This is a genomic window from Pontibacter coccineus (assembly GCF_030546575.1).
Classification (GTDB): domain Bacteria; phylum Bacteroidota; class Bacteroidia; order Cytophagales; family Hymenobacteraceae; genus Pontibacter; species Pontibacter coccineus.
Genome location: NZ_JAUOTN010000008.1, coordinates 203303 through 225002 on the forward strand (window position 1 = coordinate 203303; position 21700 = coordinate 225002).

The window sequence follows — 21700 nt, forward strand, 5'->3', positions numbered from 1 at the left end:
AAGTTTGAACGTGGGCTGTTCGGAATCCAAGGAAATGAGAGGAGGGCGTAGAGGGACTTTACGCCTGTGGCCGAAAGAAGCAGGTATAGGTATAGCCTTACAGATACTTTTGCTGAAGCAGTGCTTTGACCTTGTACATACCTGTACTTGCCTTTTCCTCGAACAGGTGCAAGTGGGGACGTGGGCGCAAATAGGGGAGGTTTGGGTCCACAACCAGGATCGGGGTATCGTCCGGTACCAGGTCAACCAGTCCGGCTGCTGGGTATACGACAAGTGAAGTACCCACTACCAGAAAGATGTCGGCGCACATCGTTTCTGCCATGGCTTGTTCCATCATGGGCACTGCTTCGCCGAACCAGACAATGTTGGGACGTAGCTGAGAACCGCGTTCACATTTGTCGCCCAGGTTCAGCTGCCAGCCTTCTATCGGATAGATCAATTTAGGATCAAGCGTACTGCGGCTTTCAAATAGTTTCCCGTGCAGATGGATGACGTTGCTAGAGCCAGCCCGCTCGTGCAGGTCGTCCACATTTTGGGTGATGATCCTGACATCGAAATCCTGCTCCAGCTCAGCCAGAATCTTGTGCCCGGTATTGGGCTGCACGCTGTGCGCATTTTTACGGCGTTGGTTATAAAAGTCCAGCACGAGTTCCGGGTTTTTGCGCCAGCCCTGCGGGGAGGCCACTTCCATCACATCATGCCCTTCCCAAAGGCCTTTCGCGTCGCGAAAGGTGGCAATGCCGCTTTCTGCACTTATACCTGCCCCGGAGAGCACCACGAGCTTTTTCTTCGCCATACCGTGCGTTTCAGTTGATTTGCTTCACCTTTTTTTACTTAAGCCAAAGGCAAAGGGTTGGACCAATACCTATACCTGCAAACGATTCAATATCTGTCCTGAACCTATACCTATACCTATACCTATACCTATACCTATACCTACGGTGGAGGCTCTACCGCTAGAAACAGAAAAGCCGCTCAAGTTATAAGCGGCTTTTCTGATCCGTTGTGGTTAAGGCTTTTTAGGAGCCGCTTTCTTGGCCGCCGGTTTTTTGGCTGCTGTTTTCTTCGCAGCTGGTTTCTTGGCAGCGGCCTTTTTAGTGGCCGGTTTCTTCTCGGCTGTAGCTGTTTCCGTCTTTTTCTTGAAGCCGCCCCGGCCTTTCTTTTCCGGTGTCTGCTCAGCCAGGTCCAGGCATTCCTGCAAGGTCAGTTCAGCAGGCTCTTTGCCTTTTGGTATCTTCACGTTTTTCTTGCCCACCACGATGTAGGGGCCATACCTGCCGTTGAGCACCTGCACTTCCGGATTCTCTGGGAATGATTTGATCAGTTTCTCAGCATCTGCCTTGCGTTTGGCTTCGATCAGGGTAACCGCTTCTTCCGCCGTTACCGTCATCGGGTCCATTGTTTTAGGCAGGGAGTAAAACTTGCTGGCATGGCTGATGTAAGGACCGAAGCGACCGATGGCAGCCTTCATTTCCTTGTCTTCATACACACCCACAATGCGTGGCAATTTAAACAGATCGAGTGCATCTTCCAGCGTCAGGCTTTCGAGGAACTGGCCTTTGCGCAAACTGGCGTAGACTGGCTTCTCTCCAGTTTCCGTATTTTCCTCACCCAACTGCACATAAGGACCAAAACGACCCAGCTTCGCGATGATTTTCTGACCAGAGACAGGGTCTATACCTACCTCCCGGGCTCCGGAAACGTCAGCACGGTTGATATTCTCACTGCTTTCGATGCGCTCATGGAACTTCCCATAGAAATTCTCCATCATTTGTTCCCATTCCTGCAGCCCTTGCGCGATCTCGTCGAACTCGGCCTCTACACGGGCCGTGAAAGAGTAGTCTATCACATTGGGGAAGTGTTCTACCAGGAAGTCGTTCACCACCATGGCCGTATCCGTCGGGAAGAGTTTGTTTTTCTCTGCACCCGTTATCTCGGTTTTGGTCTGGGCTGTGATCTGGTCGCTTTTCAGGGTGAGCACGTTGAACTTGCGCTCTTTGCCTTCGCGGCTGTCTTTCTCCACATAACCACGTTTCTGAATCGTGGAGATGGTAGGAGCGTAGGTAGACGGTCTGCCGATGCCCATTTCCTCCAGCTTTTTCACCAGGCTAGCCTCTGTATACCTTGGCGCAGGGCGGGAGTAGCGCTGGGTCGCCTGCATCTGGCGCAAGCCAAGCGTCTGGCCGATGCTCAACGGCGGTAACATACCTTTCACATCTTCATCTCCGCCCTCTTCATCGTCCTTCGACTCGATGTATACCTTCAGGAAACCTTCGAACTTGATCACTTCGCCGGTGGCTACCAGTTTGTCTGGCTGCGTGGAGATGTTAATGGTCGCAATAGTTTTCTCGATTTCGGCGTCCGCCATCTGGGAGGCGATAGCGCGCTTCCAGATCAGCTCGTACAGACGCTGTTCGTTGCGGTCGCTGCTGGCAGTCAGTTGCGAGAAGTCAGTTGGTCGAATGGCCTCGTGCGCTTCCTGGGCTCCCGATGACTTGGTTTTGAAGCGGCGGGTCTTCACAAACTTCTCCCCAAAAGAATTACGGATTGCGCTGGAGGCTCCTTGTATCGCTTCGTCGGAAAGGTTCAGGGAGTCCGTACGCATGTAGGAGATCTTACCGGCTTCGTACAGGCGCTGCGCCACCGTCATGGTCTGGGCTACAGAGAAGTACAGCTTGCGGCTGGCCTCCTGCTGCAGGGTAGAGGTCGTAAAGGGAGGTGCCGGGCTGCGCTTAAGCGGCTTGGTTTCAAGGTTACCGATGGTATAGCTCGCTCCGATGCAACGCTGCAGAAAAGCCTGCGCTTCTTCTTCCGTTTTGAATTTTGTGGGCAGTTCTGCCTCCAAGGTCTTTCCTTGCACGTCAAACTGGGCTGTGATCCTGAAAGTGGGTTCTGCGTTGAATTTCTCAATCTCGCGCTCGCGCTCCACCACCAGACGCACTGCCACTGACTGCACCCGTCCGGCAGACAGGCCCGTCTTAATTTTTTTCCAGAGCACTGGCGAAAGCTCAAAACCCACCAGGCGATCGAGCACACGGCGGGCTTGCTGGGCGTTCACCAGGTCCATGTCGATGCCTCGGGGTGAGCTGATGGCGTTCAGAATAGCGTTTTTAGTGATTTCCCGGAAAACGATGCGGCGTGTTTTGGCTACGTTCAGGTCGAGGGCTTCGGTCAGGTGCCACGAAATGGCTTCTCCTTCGCGGTCATCGTCCGATGCGAGCCATACGGTCTCAGCTTCCTTTGCCAGCTTCTTTAACTGCGATACTACTTCCTTTTTGTCGCTCGAGATCACATAAGTCGGTTTAAACTTATTTTTGATATCGATGGCGTTATTGTCTTTAGGCAGGTCCCGCACATGGCCGAAGCTAGATTTCACCACAAAATCTTTTCCCAGGTATCCTTCAATCGTTTTGGCCTTGGCCGGTGACTCGACTATGACTAGATTTTTGATCATCCTTTATATTTAGGGGCAATTCGTTTGAATTTTGCCCAAAGTTCAAATTTTTTTTCAAACATATACAACCTGAAATTGATAACATAGGTTTAACATGCCAATATTGTCTTTGTGAAAAGGCTGTTTTTAGTAGCTTAAATTATCTATACGGACCACTTTTATATTTATATGCAACGACTGTTAGTCATTTGCCGGCACGCTGAGCCAAATGATCCTTTCCCGCTCCAGCCTGACTTTGAACGGGAACTTACAAAAAACGGGCAGCATCAGGCTCGAATCACCGGGAAATGGCTCCGTGATTCGTTCCAGAAGGTTGACGCCATCCTCAGCAGTCCGGCCCCCAGAGCCGGCCTGACCGCCCGGCTGGTAGCAGAAAAACTTTATTTCGATGAGGAGCAGATCCAATACGTTCCCGACCTTTACAATGCGAAGGAAAGTGTGCTCATCAATGTGCTGTCCAAACTCCCGGACAAAGTCGTGCGGGTGCTGCTGGTGGGGCACAACCCAGGTATAACGAGTCTGTCACGCACCCTTACAGGGGAGCATGTCGGTTACCTGGAGCCTGCAGGAGTTTATGCTATTAATCTGGACCTGGATACCTGGCAGGACCTGCACGTTCAAACCGGCAAGCTGGAGGCAGAGTTTACACAACCGTAAAGGCAGAAATGGCCCTGGTGGCTTTAACTGTCAATTTTTTTTGATAGCTTTAAACAATCTTATCTTTTTGCATCTATACCTGATCATCATAAAGCTGGATGAAAACCAAAATAGTAGCCGTTATTAACCAAAAAGGCGGCACAGGCAAAACGACTACCACCATCAACCTGGGCAGCGCGCTGAGCAAACAAGGGCATAAGGTCCTGCTGGTTGACCTCGACCCGCAAAGTAATCTATCATACAGCCTCGCTGTTTCCTCGCCTGACCTGTCACTGGCTGAGGCCTTTTTAGGGACGCAGTCCATAAAAGATATTCTGATCGAAAAAGACGGTTTGTGGGTGGCTCCGGGCTCAAATGAGCTAGTCGATGTGGAGATATCACTCGTGTCACAGCCAGAGCGGGAGCAGTTCCTGAAAACCATGCTCCAGCAGATCAAAGGCTTTGATTATGTGCTGATTGACTGCCCGCCCTCGCTTTCGGTACTTACTCTTAATGCGCTCACAGCAGCGCATGAAGTACTTATACCATTGCAGATGGAGGTGCTCACCCTGCAGGGATTGGATCAGATCATGCAAACCATTGCGAAAGTAAAAAAGGCCTTTAACCCGAAACTTAAAATAAAGGGAATCGTAGTGGTCATGTTTGATGTGCGTCGCAAGCTGAGTCAGGAGGTGCTCGCCTACCTGCAGGAGAACGTGAAAGAAAAGATTTTTGAGAGTCAAATCAGGCTGAACGTGAAGCTGGCCGAAGCGCCTTCATTCGGGAAAAGCGTGCTTGATTATGACAGCTCTTCAAACGGAGCGAAAGATTATGCTGCACTTGCTGCCGAATTCAGTCAGGTATAACACGTGTTTGCAAAAAATCGCAATTTTTTAAGTAAATTGCATTAACATTCCCTTTGTACTGTTCAGCCGGTCAGCTATAACTGATGCTGACGAAGGGTCGGACAGTTAACAAACCCTATACAACCCTAAACATATGGCCTTAGGTAAAAATTTGAAGCTGAGCAAAGACAAGCTCATCAGTGACGTAGAAACCAGCCAACCAGAGAAAGCGTCTCCTTCGCGCGCAAAAGCGAAACAGCAAATGCCTGCTGCCACTACCACAGTGGAGGAGAGACAGGAGACGCCTTCATTGAAACAGGAAAGCGCAAATGCCACTGCTACGGCGGCCAGGCAGGATGCCCCGGATACTGCTGCCAGAAAAGAAACAGGCACCAGTCAGCTCGCTGTGAAGAGCGCTCCCAACGGCAAGCAAAGCCGCAAACAGGTGCTCCCATCCAGCCCGGAATACATTGGCGAACAGTTGAACAAGGTGCTTTATGCCCTGGATGCCTTTAAGAAAGGGGATATCTCTGTTCGTTTGACAAAACAGAACGACGACATTTTCGCTGAGATCGCCGAAGCTTACAACTCGATGGTGGAAATGATCGGTGGTGTAGGTGGAGAGGTGTCGCGTATCTCGAAAGTAGCCGGAGTGGAGGGTAACCTCAAAGCCCGTGCCTCGGCTGAGAACGCTTCCGGTTTCTGGAAGGACATGATCAACAACATCAACGGCCTGGTGGACTCCATCGCGGTTCCGGTATTGGAAGTAGGTAAAGTACTCAAGAACATCTCGCGTGGTAACCTGGACGAAACGTTCCAGATCCCGGTGTCGGGTGACTTCAAGGTCATGGCCGAAACCATCAACCGCACGATCGATAACCTGAACCTGTTTGCAGGTGAGGTAACGCGTGTGGCGCTTGAGGTGGGTACTGAGGGTAAACTGGGTGGCCAGGCATCCGTGCCGAACGTGGCCGGTGTTTGGAAAGACCTGACCGATAATGTAAATACGATGGCCAGCAACCTGACCTCGCAAATGCGTGACATCTCGAATGTGGCGACTGCGGTGGCGAAAGGTAACCTGGCCCAGAAAATATCAGTGGATGTACGCGGTGAGTTTGCCCAGCTGAAGGACAACATGAACCAGATGGTGGACTCGCTCAACATCTTTGCTGACGAAGTAACCCGTGTGGCACGTGAAGTAGGTACGGAAGGACGCCTCGGCGGCCAGGCCAAAGTGCCAAACGTGGGTGGGGTATGGAAAGACCTGACCGACAACGTGAACACCATGGCCTCTAACCTGACCTCTCAGATGCGTGACATTGCCAACGTATCGACGGCGGTAGCGAAGGGCGACCTGACCCAGAAGATCACAGTGAATGTGCGCGGTGAGATGGCCGAGCTGAAAGATATCATCAACCAGATGGTGGACTCACTCAACATCTTTGCCGGTGAGGTAACAAGGGTTGCCCGTGAAGTGGGAACAGAAGGTAAATTGGGCGGACAGGCTGCTGTACCAAATGTAGAAGGTACCTGGAAAGAACTGACTGACAACGTAAACCTGATGGCCGGTAACCTGACTCTACAGGTACGTGACATTGCTGAAGTGGCCACTGCCGTGGCGAAAGGTGACCTGACCCAGAAAGTATCTGTCGACGTGAAAGGAGAGTTAGGTGATCTGAAAGACATCCTGAATGAAATGGTGGACCGACTGAATGTGTTTGGCGCGGAAGTAACGCGTGTGGCACGTGAGGTAGGTACCGAAGGTATACTGGGCGGTCAGGCCGACGTGCCGAACGTGGCGGGTATTTGGAAAGAACTCACCGATAACGTGAACTACATGGCCTCCAACCTGACGCTGCAAGTGCGTGACATTGCCAATGTGGCGACCGCGGTGGCGAAAGGTGACCTAAGCCAGAAGATTACGGTGAATGTGAAAGGCGAACTTGCCGATCTCAAGGAGAACCTCAACCAAATGGTGGACTCACTCAACATCTTCGCGGACGAAGTGACGAGAGTGGCCCGCGAGGTAGGTACAGAAGGACGCCTGGGTGGCCAGGCATCCGTGCCGAATGTTGGCGGTGTTTGGAAGGACCTGACCGACAACGTGAACACCATGGCCTCCAACTTGACTCTGCAGGTACGCGACATTGCGAATGTAGCGACTGCGGTAGCGAAAGGTGATCTGGCGCAGAAAGTATCTGTGGATGTGAAAGGTGAGCTGGGTGAGTTGAAGGAAAACATCAACCGCATGGTGGACTCCCTGAATATCTTCGCCGGTGAAGTAACGCGTGTGGCACTGGAAGTAGGTACGGAAGGTAAACTGGGTGGCCAGGCTACCGTTCCAAATGTGGGCGGTGTGTGGAAAGACCTGACCGATAATGTAAATACGATGGCCTCCAACCTGACCACTCAGGTACGAGGTATAGCCAAAGTAGCAACTGCCGTGGCGAAGGGTGACCTGAGCCAGAAGATTACGGTAGAAGCTCGCGGCGAACTGCTTGATCTGAAGGAGAACCTGAACCAGATGGTGGATTCTCTGAACGTATTTGGTGACGAGGTAACAAGGGTTGCCCGTGAAGTGGGTACCGAGGGTAAACTAGGCGGACAGGCCAATGTGCCAAATGTAGCCGGAACCTGGAAAGACCTGACGGATAATGTGAACTACATGGCCTCTAACCTGACTTCTCAGGTACGTGATATTGCCAAGGTAGCAACTGCAGTAGCGAAAGGTGACCTTAGCCAAAAAATTACAGTAGAAGCCCGCGGTGAGATTCTGGACCTGAAGGAAAACCTGAACCAGATGGTGGACTCGCTCAACATCTTCGCGGACGAAGTGACGAGAGTGGCCCGCGAGGTAGGTACAGAAGGACGCCTCGGCGGCCAGGCCAACGTGCCGAAAGTACGAGGTACCTGGAAGGAACTCACCGACAACGTGAACACCATGGCCTCCAACCTGACCTTGCAGGTGCGCGACATTGCCAAAGTGGCGACTGCTGTGGCGAAAGGTGACCTGACGCAGAAAGTATCTGTGGATGTTAAAGGTGAGCTGAATGAGCTGAAGGAAAACATGAACCGCATGGTGGACTCGCTCAACGTTTTCGCCGGTGAGGTAACCCGTGTGGCGCTTGAAGTGGGTACCGAGGGTAAACTGGGCGGACAGGCCAATGTGCCGAACGTAGGTGGTACCTGGAAAGACCTGACTGATAATGTAAATACCATGGCCTCTAACCTGACAACGCAGGTACGAGGTATAGTACGCGTAGTAACGGCCGTATCAAAAGGTGACCTGACCCAGAAACTGACCCTTGAAGCAAGAGGAGAGGTGGCTGAGCTGGCCGACACAATCAACACCATGGTGGTTGACCTGAACCGCCTGGCGGGTGAGGTTAGCCGCGTGGCGAGAGTAGCGGGTGTGGAAGGAAAACTGACCGAGCGCGCCACGCTGCAAGGTGTAGGCGGCAGCTGGAAAGAACTGGTGGATACGCTCAACGACCTGCTGGAATCGATCGTGACGCCGGTACTCGAAGTATCCCGCGTAGTGCGTGCTATCTCTGAAGGTGATCTGACCCAGAAAGTAGAGGCCCACACTGCCGGTGACATCCTGGATATGGCCAATGCCCTGAATCTGGCGGTAGATAACCTGAACGCCCTGTTAGGCGAGATCAACGACTCATCGCTGGTAGTAGGAAGCTCTTCCGAAGAAATGGCTGACAAAGGCCTCGAAATGAACCGCGTAACGCTCGATGTGGCACTTGCCATGCAGCAAATGGCGGAAGGTGCCCAGAATCAGGCACTCAAGACGGACCAGGCCTTCAAACTGATCGAAGAGATCATGAAAACCACGAAGGACACGGCAGCTCGTGCGGAAGTTGTGAACAAATCAGCGACGCTGGGTGAGGAAACTTCTCAGTTGGGTCTGAAAACAGTGGCAGAAGTGGTGAAGAACATGGAAGAGATCTCCAGTTCAGCATCGCTTACCTCTAAAACGATTGAAGTACTAAGCGCCCGTTCGCAGGAGATTTCCAAATCACTTGGTGTGATCACCGACATTGCCGCTCAGACGAACCTGCTTGCCCTGAACGCAGCCATTGAGGCAGCCCGTGCCGGTGAGGCAGGACGCGGTTTCGCGGTAGTAGCCGAAGAGATTCGCAAACTGGCCGAGGGGTCACGCAAATCTGCGAACGAGATCAATACGCTGGTAGAAGACGTGAAAAAAGATACCGCCTCTGCCGCGATGGCGATCTCGACCATGGAAGGCCGTGTATTGAAAGGAAAGAATGCGACATTCGAAGCCTCCGGCGCCTTCAAGAACATTGCCGCTTCCTCTGGTGAAACGCTTCGTTCGGCACAGGACATCCTGACAGCGACTGAAGTACAGAAATCTTCGATCGGGGACGTAGTGAAGTATGTGGAAGAAGTGGTAGCGATCGCAGAGCAAACGGCCTCCGGTACACAGCAGGTGGCGAGTACAGCCAAGCAGCTGTCGGCTTCGATGCAGGAACTTACTTCGTCTTCTCAGAACCTGAACGATATTGCCGCTGACCTGCAGATCAGTATCTCCGCCTTCAAACTGGTGGATGGTAACCTGGTGTTTAACCACAGCCCGAACAATCGCCGACTGGCTTCCATGCCTGCCAAGCCGAAGCAAAAGCAATTGGCTGGTAACTCACGCCTAAGCTCGGTTAGCTCCAGAAATAAAACCAGCGAGGACAACAAATAAACCGTTCCGGACTGATGAAAGAAAAGACGAACAAGAGAGAGGAGCAATCAGCAGCCGGGGCCACGGCATCCGGACAGGGTGGCGCAGCTGAGACTGCGGTAGCTCCCGCTAAAGAAAGTCCGGCCAAGCCCGAAGCAGTGAAGGAGGAGATGATTCACCTGATCGTCTTTAAGCTTGGCGCGGAAGAATACGGAATTAAGATAGACCAGGTAAAAGAGGTGACGGTTACTCCGAATGTGACGCGTATGCCGCGAACGCCTGACTTTATCAAAGGTGTGGCCAATATCCGGGGTGACATTATCGCCATTATGAACCTGGAGGAGCGTTTTGGTATACGCTCTGTTCCACTGGCCGATGACGTGAATCCACACATTACTTATACCCTGGTAATAGAAGCAAGGGAATACAGCATAGGTGTGATCGTGCGCGAAGTGCCACAGTCCCTGAATCTTTCGATGACCAAGATTGACAAGACCCCTTCGTTTTTACAGGATATCAATATCCACGAAAACTACATTGAGGGTATTGCCAAGGTGAATAACCGCCTGATCATTGTACTGGATATGTACAAGATCCTGACTCAGGACGAGATAAGGGAGTTGAGAAATAATTAAAGCAATTCATTCAAATTGAAGCTATACTTTAAGGTATGAAAAGAATTCTGATTGTAGATGACTCCTTCTACATGCGCACAATGCTCAAAAACATGCTCACAGATGCAGGTTATGAGATAGTTGGGGAGGCTCCAAACGGGCAAACAGCGCTGGAACTGGCCAAAGAAACCAATCCTGATCTGATAACGCTCGATGTGATCCTGCCAGACAATACCGGACTTGATGTGCTCAAGGGCATCAAAGCCGATCAGCCTGACATGAAAGTCGTGATTGTGAGCGCCGTAGGGCAAGAAGTAATCGTGAACGAAGCGCTTGAATACGGCGCCCTGTCTTATATAGTAAAGCCTTTCTCAGAAGAGCGGGTGCTGGAGGTTGTTAAGAAAGCGCTGGAAGAATAGCAATTTTCTGACTGTAGGAGTACTTATTGTTGGCAGAAGAAAAGGAGTCGTACTTTGAAAGGACAGGATAGCAGGCTTAAGGTCCTGGTTGCTGACGGATCTAGTCATGCCCGACTGGTGCTCGAAAGCATTCTCAGCAGCTCGCCCGATCTGGAAGTGATAGGCCTTGCTGCTAATGGAGCACAGGTGTTGGAGGCGTTGCGTCATTGTAAAGCGGACGTAATTCTTGCATCGGTAGAACTTCGGAAAAATGAGCAATTGTTGGTCTTCAAGCAGATCTTCAGCGAATGCCCTACGCCGATCGTGATGCTGGTGGAGAAGGAGCAACTGAGTCTGGAGCTTCTCAAAGAGGTAATTGATCTGGGTGTTTATGGAGTGATCCTGAAGCCAGGCCCAACGGCAAGACCAGCCTACAGGACAAGAGCGGAGGAGATCTGCAGAAAAGTAGCCGCAGTGCGGGATTCCGAGTACTGGGATCCTAAGAAGCGCCTGAGCATGCTGGGTGAAGAAGCACAGATTCTGCCCCAGCCGGAGCAAAAGAAGCACCGGAATGTCACAGCAGACACCATCATCGTGATCGGCGCGTCAACAGGCGGAACCCAGGCAGTGGAGCAGATTATCCGGCAATTAGACCCTGAACTAAAGGCTTCCGTTTTAGTTGCCATACATCTGCCGCCAAAGTTCACGCACAGTTACGCACGCAGACTCAAGGGGATGACGGACCTGGTAGTGACGGAGGGTCGCACAGGTTTGATACCTAAACCCGGTCACGTGATTATAGCCCCCGGAGGTAGAAATATGATTGTACATACTGTGATGGGAAATGCCTCCAACCTGAAGGTCGGCTTTAGTGAGGACGCCGCCGAGCATGATTTGCCCTCAGTCGATCAGCTGATGATAGCGGTAGCGCAAAGTGGCGCACGCCGCGTGATTGGTGTGATTCTGACGGGTATGGGCAAAGACGGCACAGCCGGGGTCATGGCCATAGCACAGCGGGAAGGGGGACACGTGATAGCACAGGACGAAGCTTCGTCGGCCATTTTTGGGATGGCCAAATCAGCCATAGAAAGCGGCAATACCGACAAAGTGCTGCCTTTGTCAGAAATAGGCCAATACCTGAACTGGTATGTGGCAGCAGAACAGCAGCAAGTCAGTACAGCTGACGTTAATTCATGAAATCGAGAGAGCAGGAGTATAAAGAGATATTTATAGCAGAAGCGCTGGAGTATTACGACGCCCTCAACAGGCTCATCAGCGAACTGGAAAAAAAGCCGCAGGACGATCAGGTGCTGGCGGAGATATTCCGTATGCTCCACAACCTGAAGGCGAACGCGAAAGCGATCGGTTATCTGCAGATCTCAGATGTATCGCATAAACTCGAAACAGCATTTGGCCTGATCCGCAACAAAGAGCTGAGTTTTAGTGATGAAGTGGTAGGCGTTCTTTTTGACGGAATCGACCTGCTCGGTGAACTGATCAAGAACATCGACAGCGAACGGCAGATCGAAATAGATCCGGTCCTCATCCGCAATCTGGATATCATAGTCGACAGTCTTTCGGATAGCACGGTAGAACTGGCCAAGGTGCAGAAATTCAGCACCTCCCGTAACCTGACGCTCTCCGATCTGATTTACATTCAGGTAAAGAAGCTGGACCACCTTATGAACCTGGTAGGGGAGCTGATCATTGACCGGGACCGTATTCTCTCGCTCAGCCGTGAGTTAGACAATGACGAGCTAAAGATGGTGAGCTCGCACTTGTACCGCATTACAGAGGACCTGCAGTACAGTGTGATGGATGCGCGTCTGGTAAGTATCGGAACCTTATTCAACAAGTTTCCGAGAGTAGTACGCGATATCTCCACTGCCGAGAAAAAGGATATCAATCTGGATTTAAGTGGGCAGGATATACAGATAGACCGTAATATTCTGCAGATCATAACAGACTCGTTGCTGCACCTGGTGCGCAATGCGATCACGCACGGCATTGAGAAACCTGAACAGCGTTCGAAGGTGGGCAAACCAAAAGTCGGTTCGCTGCAGCTCTCAGCCCGCAGCGACCGGGAAAGTGTGATCATCACCCTCACAGACGATGGCAGAGGTATAGACGTCGGTAAAGTTAAGAAAGCTGCTGTCGCACGGCAACTGGTGCCTGCGGATGTGGCAGAAGACCTGCCGGATTCAGATGCGTATTCTTTCCTCTTTGAGCCTGGTTTTTCGCTGGCCAAGGAGGTAACAGAGTTCTCTGGCCGGGGCGTCGGTTTGGATGTCGTGAAAAATGCGATCGACTCAATTGGTGGCCGCATACGTATAGAGTCTGAGAAGGGAAAAGGCACCTCTTTTATTCTGCAGTTACCAACCTCCATTGCTGTTAAAGGAGCCCTTTTATTTGAAATAGACAGTATTTTTTATGCCATCCCACTAATCCACACCGATTCGGTGGTGGCGCTGGATAAAGACGAGCTCCACGAAGTAGGAGAGGTGCTCGTCGCCGACATTAAAGGAGAAACCGTGACGGTCGTATACCTGGACGAGCTCCTGAACATGGAGGAAAGCCAGATGCGCCTGGGAGATAAAACCCGGTTAAAGGGACAGGTACAGAACATTATCATTGTGACGTACAACAACCGCAAGCTCGGCCTGATTGTGGACAAGCTTTACCGGCAGCAGGACATCGTGGTAAAGCCACTTAGCAAGCCGCTGGATAGCATTGATTTATATGGCGGTGTTACGTTGCTTGGCACAGGCAAGGTGTGCCTGGTGTTGGACGTGCCCGCTATTACCAAATACTTTGTGAACAAAAGATGAGGAACTGAGGCGATGGATTACGGAACTTATAACACGACGAACATGATGGATACGCATGTAACCGAGTTGGAAAAGGATATTATCAAAGAGATCCTGAATATAGGACTGGCACGCGCCGCCGATTCTTTTGCTACGATCGCCAAAGATAAAGTGATGCTTAAGGTGCCTGATGTGCAGCTGATTGAAGTGAAAGACCTTATTTCGCTTATCGCCAAATACGAAAGTTCACACTTTATTATACAGTCCGACATAAAAGGTGACTTTAACGGCGCTACGCTCATGCTCTTTTCGGATGAGCACATCACCCTGCTCTCCAACGTGTGCCTCAGCATGCTGAACGTGCAGAAGGGAGAACTGAATGTGATGCAGGAGTCCCTGCTACTCGAGATCAGCAATATCATAACGGGCGCTCTCGTCACCCAGCTGGCCAACATCCTGAAGAGCAACATTTACGGCTCGCCCCCTAAAGCGCCTAAAAGCCACATTGCGAACTCACTGAAGGATATTCTGGTGCAACATCCGCTTTTCCAGCCACTCGTGTTCACAGTTATCACAAAGTTCCAGCATAATTCCAAAGACATAGAACTCCCCTTGCTGCTGTTCTTCGACACGAGCACCCTTATCAAAATGCTTGAGATCATCCGAACTTTTAAGGTATAAACAGCTGATTAACTTCCTGCTTATAACTTATTCTCATAAAATAACTGACGAGCTATACCTGTCTGGTTTATCCCCACAGGTATAGCTCGTCCGCTTTTACGGCGTTTTAGGATCGTAAATGAATCGCCCCACATTGGTCTTACAAAAAGGTGTAGTTTGATTATAGCGTCAGTTTTCGTTTTTTTGCATTTTTATTTACAAGAAACCACAAAGTCAATTAATGAACGCTTTAGGAAGACACATTTTAGTTGAATTTTACGATTGCTCCCCTGAACTGATGAACGATGTGATCCACATCGAGAACAGCATGGTGGCTGCCGCCGAAACAGCCGGTGCCACTGTCATCAACAGTACCTTCCATCATTTTTCGCCTTACGGTGTATCCGGCGTGGTGGTGATTCAGGAAAGCCATCTGGCCATCCATACCTGGCCCGAGTATGGTTACGCAGCCGTAGACCTGTTTACCTGCGGCGACTCAGTTGACCCTTGGGTTTCTTATTCTTACCTGAAAGAGGCCTTCCAATCCGGCCACGGTTCTTCTATGGAATTGCGCCGCGGGCAGTTAAGTCTCCTGAAGCGCAATGACTTCAACCTGGAGTCCCTGCGTGACGCTTCTGCTAAAACTATCGAATCGGACGGATCCATCACGCGGGATGTGTGGTTCACCGAGCGTGACGAAAACATTGCTTTGTCCCTGAAACATACTGGCAACCAGCTATATAAGAAAGATTCCGACTATCAGCGGGTAGAGGTATACGAAACACTGGCATACGGCAACATGCTAACGCTGGATGGCATGGTCATGTGCACCCAGAAAGATGAGTACGTATACCACGAAATGATCACCCATGTACCGATGCTCAGCAACCGCTCTGCGAAGCGCGCGCTGGTGATTGGTGGTGGCGACGGTGGCACCGTGCGTGAACTGCTGCGCCACGAGCAACTGGAGGAAGTCACACTGGTGGAGATCGACGAGCTGGTAATTGAGGCCTGCAAGCTGCACCTGCCTGAGACGGCCGTGGCATTTGACAACCCGCGTCTGAACCTGCTGATCGAGGATGGCATCAAGTATATTAAAGAGTGCGCCAATGAACATTACGACCTGATCATTGTAGACTCTGCTGATCCGGTTGGCCCGGGCGAAGGCCTGTTTACGGCAGCGTTCTACCAGGAAGTATACCGCTGCCTGACCAAGGATGGCGTGATGATCACGCAAAGTGAGTCGCCTCGCTTCAACTCGGCTGTTTTTGTTGAAATTTACGACACTTACAAGAAGATATTCGGACAAGATAAGGTATACTGTTATCTGGCGGCTATACCCACTTACCCGACCGGCACCTGGAGTTTCTCGTATTCAGCAAAAGGCGACGCCAAGCCTTTGCAATTTGATGCGGAAGCGGCTGCGGCGTTCTCCAAAAAAGAGGGCCTCAAATATTACAATGAAGCAGTGCATACGGCTGCCTTCGCGCTCCCCAATTTTGTGAAGGAGCTTTTAAACACAAAACCTGAACATGTAACTGATGAGTACTCAGCAGAACCAACCAGCAAATAGCAAACAACAAAAGATCGCTTCGTTCGACCCGAACGGGGTGGGCGACGTGAATGGCGGACTTTTCGGTCTTCCTTTTACATTAGAAGAATCAGAAGTGGTGCTTATACCTGTGCCCTGGGAAGTAACCGTTTCGTACAGTGCCGGCACAGCGGCAGGACCACAGGCCATCAAAGACGCATCGCCCCAACTGGACCTGTTTGAGCCCGCCATCAAGGACGCCTGGAAACTGGGTATCGGGATGGAGGAGATCTCGGAAGAATGGGCCGTAGTCAGTGATAACCTGCGCCAGCGGGCCGAGAATTACATCAATTGGCTCGAGGATGGAAGTCCGGAAGCGGATAGAGCCGAATTTGAGAACCTGCCAGCCGAAGTGACTGAAAAAGGAGAGGAGCTGCTGCAGTGGCTGAAGGCAAAGGCACACCACTACCTGGAACAGGGAAAACTGGTTGGCGTGGTGGGCGGCGACCACAGCACCCCGCTTGGATTGATGCATGCCCTGGCAGAGCGTCACGAGGAATACGGTATCCTGCAGGTGGATGCGCACGCCGATTTACGCGATGCCTACGAAGGCTTTAAGTATTCCCATGCCTCCATCATGTTCAATGCGCTGCAGCTGCCACAGGTAAAAAAACTGGTGCAGGTAGGTATACGCGACATCTGTCAGGCGGAAGCCGAACTGGCCAATCAGTCGAACGGACGGGTGGCTATTTTCTATGACAGTGTGCTCAAGGAGAACATGTATGCAGGAGACAGCTGGAAAAAAGAGTGTAAGAAGATCATCGCCCAGCTTCCCCAGAAGGTATACATCAGCTTCGACATCGACGGTCTGGACCCGAAACTTTGTCCTGCAACCGGCACGCCGGTGCCTGGCGGACTGGAGTTTGAGGAGGCCGTATACCTGATCAAGGCGCTTGTCAAGTCAGGACGTGAGATCATTGGCTTCGATTTGTGTGAGGTAGCACCAGGCGAAAGTGAGTGGAATGGCAACGTAGGTGCCCGTCTGCTCTATAGGTTGTGCAACTGGATGGCTGTTTCGCAAAAGCGCCTGGAGGTGCAGTAATCTTACCTTTATTCCCGGTTTGCCGTATAGCGTGGTAGGAATAATATACTATCACTATATATCGAAACGAAATGGGAATTATCATTAAGATTTTACTGGCCGGTGTGGCCGCACTTTTGGCAGCTTATATATTGCCCGGCGTGCAGATCGATGGGTTTGGAGCAGCTTTGATTCTGGCCGTAGTACTGGCCTTGCTCAATGCCGTTGTTCGCCCCATACTGGTCATCCTGACAATACCGGTTACGGTGCTGACACTCGGATTGTTCCTGCTCGTGATCAATGCGCTGATCATCCTGCTGGCCGACTACCTGATAGGCGGTTTCCATGTAGATGGTTTTCTTTGGGCGCTGATTTTCAGTTTAGTGCTGTCGCTCATAGAGGCGGTACTGGATATGATCTTTTAGAATACGAACACCGCAAAACAAAAAAGCCCTCGGTTCAGACCGGGGGCTTTTTTGTTTTGCTATACCTGCCAATTAACGGGCCATCCAGGCTTCGCAGGCGTCTGCACACTCGCGGCAGGCTTCGGCGCATTTCTGGCAGTGTTCATGGTCATGTTTGCCACACTCTTCCGCGCACAGGCGACAAATTTCGATACACTCCTTCATCACATGTTTGGCGTGGGCCGAGTCGCGGGCAACAAAGCGTGCGGTAAGGGCGCAAATATCCGCGCAATCCCTGTCGAGCATAATGCAGCGTACCATCATCTTGACATCGTCTTCCTGCAGACAGGCAGTGGCGCAGGCCTCGCAGGCAGTGATACATTTGATCAGCACATGCTCTAGTTCATTGGTTCTTTCAGATTTCATAGCTTCTAGGTTTTAAGGTTCATACTTCCTTAAGGTACGGTTGCTTGGGTCCATAGTTGGTATATCTAAAACCTATACCTAAAACAGGAACCTATTTCACGCTGATAATGGTTAACTTTGGGTTCAGGACAGCAAATCTATTTCGCACCGTTACACTTTCTACAGCACATGAGTTTAGGTATAAGAGAAGCACGTGAGGCATTAAAACTGTATTTTGGCTACGAGCAATTCAGGCCAATGCAGGAGGAGATCATCACGAATATTCTGCAGCAGAAAGATGTGGTGGTGCTCATGCCGACAGGCGGCGGTAAATCTGTCTGCTTCCAGGTGCCTGCCGTGGTCATGCCCGGGCTGTGCGTGGTCGTGTCGCCATTGATAGCCCTGATGAAGGACCAGGTCGAAGCCCTTCTGGCAAATGGTATACCTGCTGCCTTCCTGAACAGCTCGCAGACAGCAGATGAGCAGTACAAGATAGAGGAGAAAAGCCTGGCAGGGCAGATCAAATTGCTGTACGTTTCTCCTGAAAAACTGCTTTCCGCTGGTTTTTTCTCTTTCCTGAAAAGATTGCAGGTCTCCCTTTTTGCAGTAGACGAGGCGCACTGTATCTCCTCGTGGGGTCACGATTTCCGCCCGGAGTACACCCAACTGCGCGCCCTCAAGCAGCAATTCCCGGCTATACCTGTGGTTGCCCTTACTGCCACTGCCGACAAGCTTACAAAAAAGGATATCCAGGAGCAACTGCAACTGCGACAACCCGAAGTGTTTGTGGCTTCTTTTGACCGGCCGAACATTAACCTCACGGTGCTTCCCGGGCAGAACCGTTTTAACAAGATCACCGATTTCCTGTCACGCCATCATGGACAGCCTGGCATTATCTACTGCCTGAGCCGCAAAGCCACTGAAAGCCTTTCAGGTAAACTGCGCGAGAACGGGTATAATGCCACCTTCTATCATGCCGGCATGAATGCGCAGCAGCGCTCAAAAGCACAGGAGGCCTTTCTTCGTGACGATGTGCAGATTGTCTGCGCGACCATTGCCTTCGGTATGGGCATCGACAAGTCGAATGTGCGTTGGGTGATCCACTACAATCTGCCAAAAAATGTAGAAGGCTACTACCAGGAGATCGGCCGGGCTGGCCGCGACGGCGCCAAATCGGATGCGCTCCTGTTCTACAGCTTTGCCGACGTCATGAATTTGCGCTCGATGCTCTCGGATAATGACAAGGCGCAGAATGAATTGCAATTGGTGAAACTGGAGCGTATGCAGCAGTTCGCCGAGGCCACCTTCTGCAGAAGACGCATTCTGCTGCAGTACTTCGGGGAGCGTATGAGCAAAGACTGTGGTAACTGCGACATTTGCCGAAACCCTCCCAGCCGTTTTGACGGCACCCTCATTGCCCAGAAAGCCCTGTCAGCCATAGCCCGCTCACAGGAAAAACTAAACATGAGCCTCTTGGTGGATGTACTGCGAGGATCCCGCAACAGCCAGGTAATGGCAGGCGGATACGATCGCATCAAAACCTACGGCGCCGGCCGCGATATCGGCACTCTGGACTGGCACCGGTATCTGCACCAGATGCTGAACGCTGGGCTGGTTGAACTGGCCTATGACCAGAATTATACCTTAAAGCTGACCGAGCAAAGCAAGCAGGTACTCTTCGAAGGCCGTCAGATCGAGCTCGTGAAGTTTGAGGATGCCAAGCAGCAAACTGAAACACTGCAAAGAGAAAAACCAAAACGCGAAATTATCAAAGATGCCCTGTTCGAACGTCTCCGGGCGTTACGCAAGCGCCTGGCCGATGCCCAGAACGTTCCGCCTTATGTCGTGTTCACCGATAGCACCCTGCAGGAGATGGCAGCAGAGAAGCCGGCCAACCGGATTGCCATGCTGGCCATCAGCGGGGTGGGCGCTCAAAAGTTCGAGCGTTACGGGCATGATTTTATAAATGAGATCATCGCTTTTCTGACTGAAGAGCAGGCGAAAGGCAGCGCAATCAAAGGAGCCACGCATCTTGTTACCTGGGAGGCGTACCAGCAGGGCCTCAGTCCCGAGGAAATAGCAAGGCGCCGCAATCTGAACCCCGTTACGATCTATTCGCACCTTGCTACTCTGCTGGAGCAGGGCTACGATGTGCCGGTGCACAATTTTGTATCGAAGCGTGAGTACGAGGCCATAACAGAAGCAATAGAAAGCCTCGGCAAGGATGCAAAACTCAAGGATCTGTTTGAGCACCTGGAAGAACGCTACGAGTACTTTAAGATCAGACTGTCAGTGTCAATGTATAAAATGCAGTACGCCTCGTAATTTAATGGCTAGTGCCAGTTAAAAAAATAAGGCCGCTCTACACAGAGCGGCCTTATTTTTTAGTGAGAGGTATACGAATTACTCCACGGAAGCAATTGGATCTGGCCAGCTGTCTTTGTCTCCGTTCACAATGCCTTGTGAGAACACCTCACCACGAAGAAGCAAAATACCTGCTACGTGAGGTGATGCGAGCGAAGTGCCGCTTCCGGCGCTGCCGATACCACCGCCTATACGTGTAGAAGTTACACTCACGCCTGGTGCGGCGTAGTCAACCGGTGCACCGTAGCTAGAGCTTGACCAGAAATTCTGATAGCGGTCCATGGCGGAAACGGTGTACACACCTGTTGCATTCACACGGGCAGGAGAGTTTACAGAGCAGTCCGTAGCGCTGTTGCCTGCTGCGATTGCAAACAGAATGCCTCTGTTAGCTGCAGTTGTCACGGCATTGTCCAGTGTACTGGAGATGCTTGCTCCCAGACTCATGTTTACCACATCACCAGGTTTTGCCATGTTGATCACATAGTTAACAGCGCTGATGGCGCGCGATACTGTTCCATAGCCTGTGTTATCAAATACGCGAAGGGCCACGATGCTTGCATTGGCCGCTACACCTACCATGCCGCTGCCATTGTTTTTGGCTGCGATGATACCGGCCACATTCGTGCCGTGACCGAATCCGTCTTCAATGGAAGCATCACCATAAATAAGGGACGTACTGCGTTGAAAGTCCACGTTCAGGTCCGGATGATCTGTGTCGATACCTGAGTCAATTATCCATACAGTTTTGCCGGTGCCATCACCAAAGCCATTCATCGCTATATGCCAAGGCAGTGTTTCGCCCGCAAGCGGTGTTATTTTAGCATAGGGGCTGCTGGTAGGCTGTTCAGGCTCCGGGCTTGGCTCTGTCGGTGTAGGCTCCGTTGGTGCTGGCTCCGTAGGAGTAGGCTCGCTAGGTGCTGGTTCCGTAGGAGCGGGCTCCGTCGGCGTTGGTTCCGTAGGTGCGGGTTCAGTTGGCGTTGGCTCGGTAGGAGTTGGCTCAGACGGGGCAGGCTCGGTTGTATTCTTCTTACCTTTGCCTTTTGTAGTGGTATCAGTGCTGCCGTCTTTGGTTTTGCCACTGTTTCCCTTTGCAGTAGTATTGTCGGTGCCAGGCTTTGCGAGCATTATAATACGGTCTTGCTCAACATAGGCAACTTCCGGATTATTGCGCAGCTGCTCCAACTGGTTTTTAGTAAGTCGGGCTGCAAAACCGTTTACATTTCCTTCAAAAGTTTGTTTGATAGCTTCACGCTCTATACCTGAGGCAAGCAGCATTCGCTCGCGCAGCGCCACTGTGGCGGCACGTCCGGACATAGTCATAGCGTTTACACCGGTGGCGCTTAAATTGCTCGATCCGTTTTTGAATACTACGATGTACTGGTCAGGTATAGCCTGTCCATGCTGTGCATTGATTTGAACTGTATCGGATTGGAACTGCTCCTCCAAAAAGTCCTCTTTCTGACAGCTTGATAGGGTGAAAACGGAAGCGAGCGCTAAGCCCGACAACGCTTTGAATAATGTAGAATTGTTCATCATATAAGTTTGGTTGGAATGGGTAAATTAATTGTATGAATTTTTCACAATGCCTCGTAACAACACGGGATTTTAAAAAGTTTACAGCAACAACAAAATTGTAAAAATTTTATGCGGGTGACAGAAATTAAAGGATAAGGGATTTCTGTCTACATTATAAAATGTGGATTCTCGAAGATATAGTTCTCGTAATAGAGAGAGGCAGGAGATGAGGTTTTAGTAGATTTTTATCATATAATACACGTTATGAGTAACTTTTCACGAAAGAT

The 21700-nt window shown here is 51.1% G+C and carries 16 protein-coding genes; 12 read left to right on the forward strand and 4 right to left on the reverse strand.

Annotated elements, in window-relative coordinates; translation table 11 throughout:
- Positions 1–97: 97 nt before the first annotated feature.
- Together Q4E40_RS17605 and topA are read right to left on the reverse strand one after the other, a co-directional pair.
- Complete coding sequence (locus tag Q4E40_RS17605; protein WP_303414000.1) at positions 98–796, reverse strand: SIR2 family NAD-dependent protein deacylase; 699 nt, start codon at positions 794–796, stop codon at positions 98–100.
- Between the two features lie 213 nt (positions 797–1009).
- Positions 1010–3454: a type I DNA topoisomerase gene (gene topA / locus Q4E40_RS17610; protein ID WP_303414002.1), complete on the reverse strand. Its 2445-nt coding sequence runs from the start codon at positions 3452–3454 to the stop codon at positions 1010–1012.
- A gap of 168 nt (positions 3455–3622) precedes the next feature.
- On the opposite strand from topA, the gene Q4E40_RS17615 reads away from it, so the two are divergent.
- The 11 genes from Q4E40_RS17615 (at position 3623) to Q4E40_RS17665 (ending at position 17150) form a co-directional block, all read left to right on the forward strand.
- Positions 3623–4111 carry a SixA phosphatase family protein gene (locus Q4E40_RS17615; protein ID WP_303414003.1) on the forward strand — a complete coding sequence of 163 codons (489 nt, stop codon included), beginning with the start codon at positions 3623–3625 and terminating at the stop codon, positions 4109–4111.
- Between the two features lie 98 nt (positions 4112–4209).
- The gene (locus Q4E40_RS17620; protein ID WP_303414004.1) at positions 4210–4956 is read left to right on the forward strand and encodes a ParA family protein; all 747 of its coding nucleotides are present in this window, start codon (positions 4210–4212) and stop codon (positions 4954–4956) included.
- 133 nt (positions 4957–5089) lie between these two features.
- On the forward strand, positions 5090–9655 hold the full coding sequence (locus Q4E40_RS17625) for a HAMP domain-containing protein (RefSeq protein ID WP_303414006.1): 4566 nt from the start codon (positions 5090–5092) through the stop codon (positions 9653–9655).
- Positions 9656–9669: 14 nt separating this feature from the next.
- Positions 9670–10269, forward strand: a complete 600-nt coding sequence (locus Q4E40_RS17630) for a chemotaxis protein CheW (protein ID WP_303414007.1) — start codon at positions 9670–9672, stop codon at positions 10267–10269.
- A gap of 35 nt (positions 10270–10304) precedes the next feature.
- Entirely contained in the window at positions 10305–10667 is a 363-nt protein-coding gene (locus Q4E40_RS17635; protein ID WP_220624493.1) for a response regulator, read from the forward strand.
- A gap of 54 nt (positions 10668–10721) precedes the next feature.
- Complete coding sequence (locus tag Q4E40_RS17640) at positions 10722–11843, forward strand: chemotaxis protein CheB (RefSeq protein ID WP_303414009.1); 1122 nt, start codon at positions 10722–10724, stop codon at positions 11841–11843.
- Positions 11840–13474, forward strand: coding sequence for a chemotaxis protein CheA (locus Q4E40_RS17645; RefSeq protein WP_303414010.1), 1635 nt, complete (start codon positions 11840–11842; stop codon positions 13472–13474). The genes Q4E40_RS17640 and Q4E40_RS17645 overlap by 4 nt, the downstream gene beginning before the upstream one ends.
- Positions 13475–13516: 42 nt before the next feature.
- Complete coding sequence (locus Q4E40_RS17650) at positions 13517–14134, forward strand: chemotaxis protein CheC (RefSeq protein ID WP_303414011.1); 618 nt, start codon at positions 13517–13519, stop codon at positions 14132–14134.
- 220 nt (positions 14135–14354) lie between these two features.
- Complete coding sequence (speE, locus tag Q4E40_RS17655; protein WP_303414013.1) at positions 14355–15686, forward strand: polyamine aminopropyltransferase; 1332 nt, start codon at positions 14355–14357, stop codon at positions 15684–15686.
- Positions 15655–16746: an agmatinase family protein gene (locus tag Q4E40_RS17660; protein WP_303414014.1), complete on the forward strand. Its 1092-nt coding sequence runs from the start codon at positions 15655–15657 to the stop codon at positions 16744–16746. Before speE ends, Q4E40_RS17660 begins: the two co-directional genes overlap by 32 nt.
- 71 nt (positions 16747–16817) lie before the next feature.
- The gene (locus tag Q4E40_RS17665) at positions 16818–17150 is read left to right on the forward strand and encodes a phage holin family protein (RefSeq protein WP_303414015.1); all 333 of its coding nucleotides are present in this window, start codon (positions 16818–16820) and stop codon (positions 17148–17150) included.
- A gap of 72 nt (positions 17151–17222) precedes the next feature.
- On the opposite strand, the gene Q4E40_RS17670 is transcribed toward Q4E40_RS17665, so the two are convergent.
- Complete coding sequence (locus Q4E40_RS17670) at positions 17223–17555, reverse strand: four-helix bundle copper-binding protein (RefSeq protein ID WP_303414016.1); 333 nt, start codon at positions 17553–17555, stop codon at positions 17223–17225.
- 168 nt (positions 17556–17723) lie between these two features.
- Between Q4E40_RS17670 and recQ the strand changes: the two genes are divergently transcribed.
- A complete protein-coding gene (gene recQ, locus Q4E40_RS17675; protein WP_303414017.1) occupies positions 17724–19859 on the forward strand; it encodes a DNA helicase RecQ in 2136 nt (711 codons plus the stop codon).
- Positions 19860–19937: 78 nt separating this feature from the next.
- On the opposite strand, the gene Q4E40_RS17680 is transcribed toward recQ, so the two are convergent.
- Positions 19938–21434, reverse strand: a complete 1497-nt coding sequence (locus tag Q4E40_RS17680) for a S8 family serine peptidase (protein WP_303414019.1) — start codon at positions 21432–21434, stop codon at positions 19938–19940.
- Positions 21435–21700: the final 266 nt, after the last annotated feature.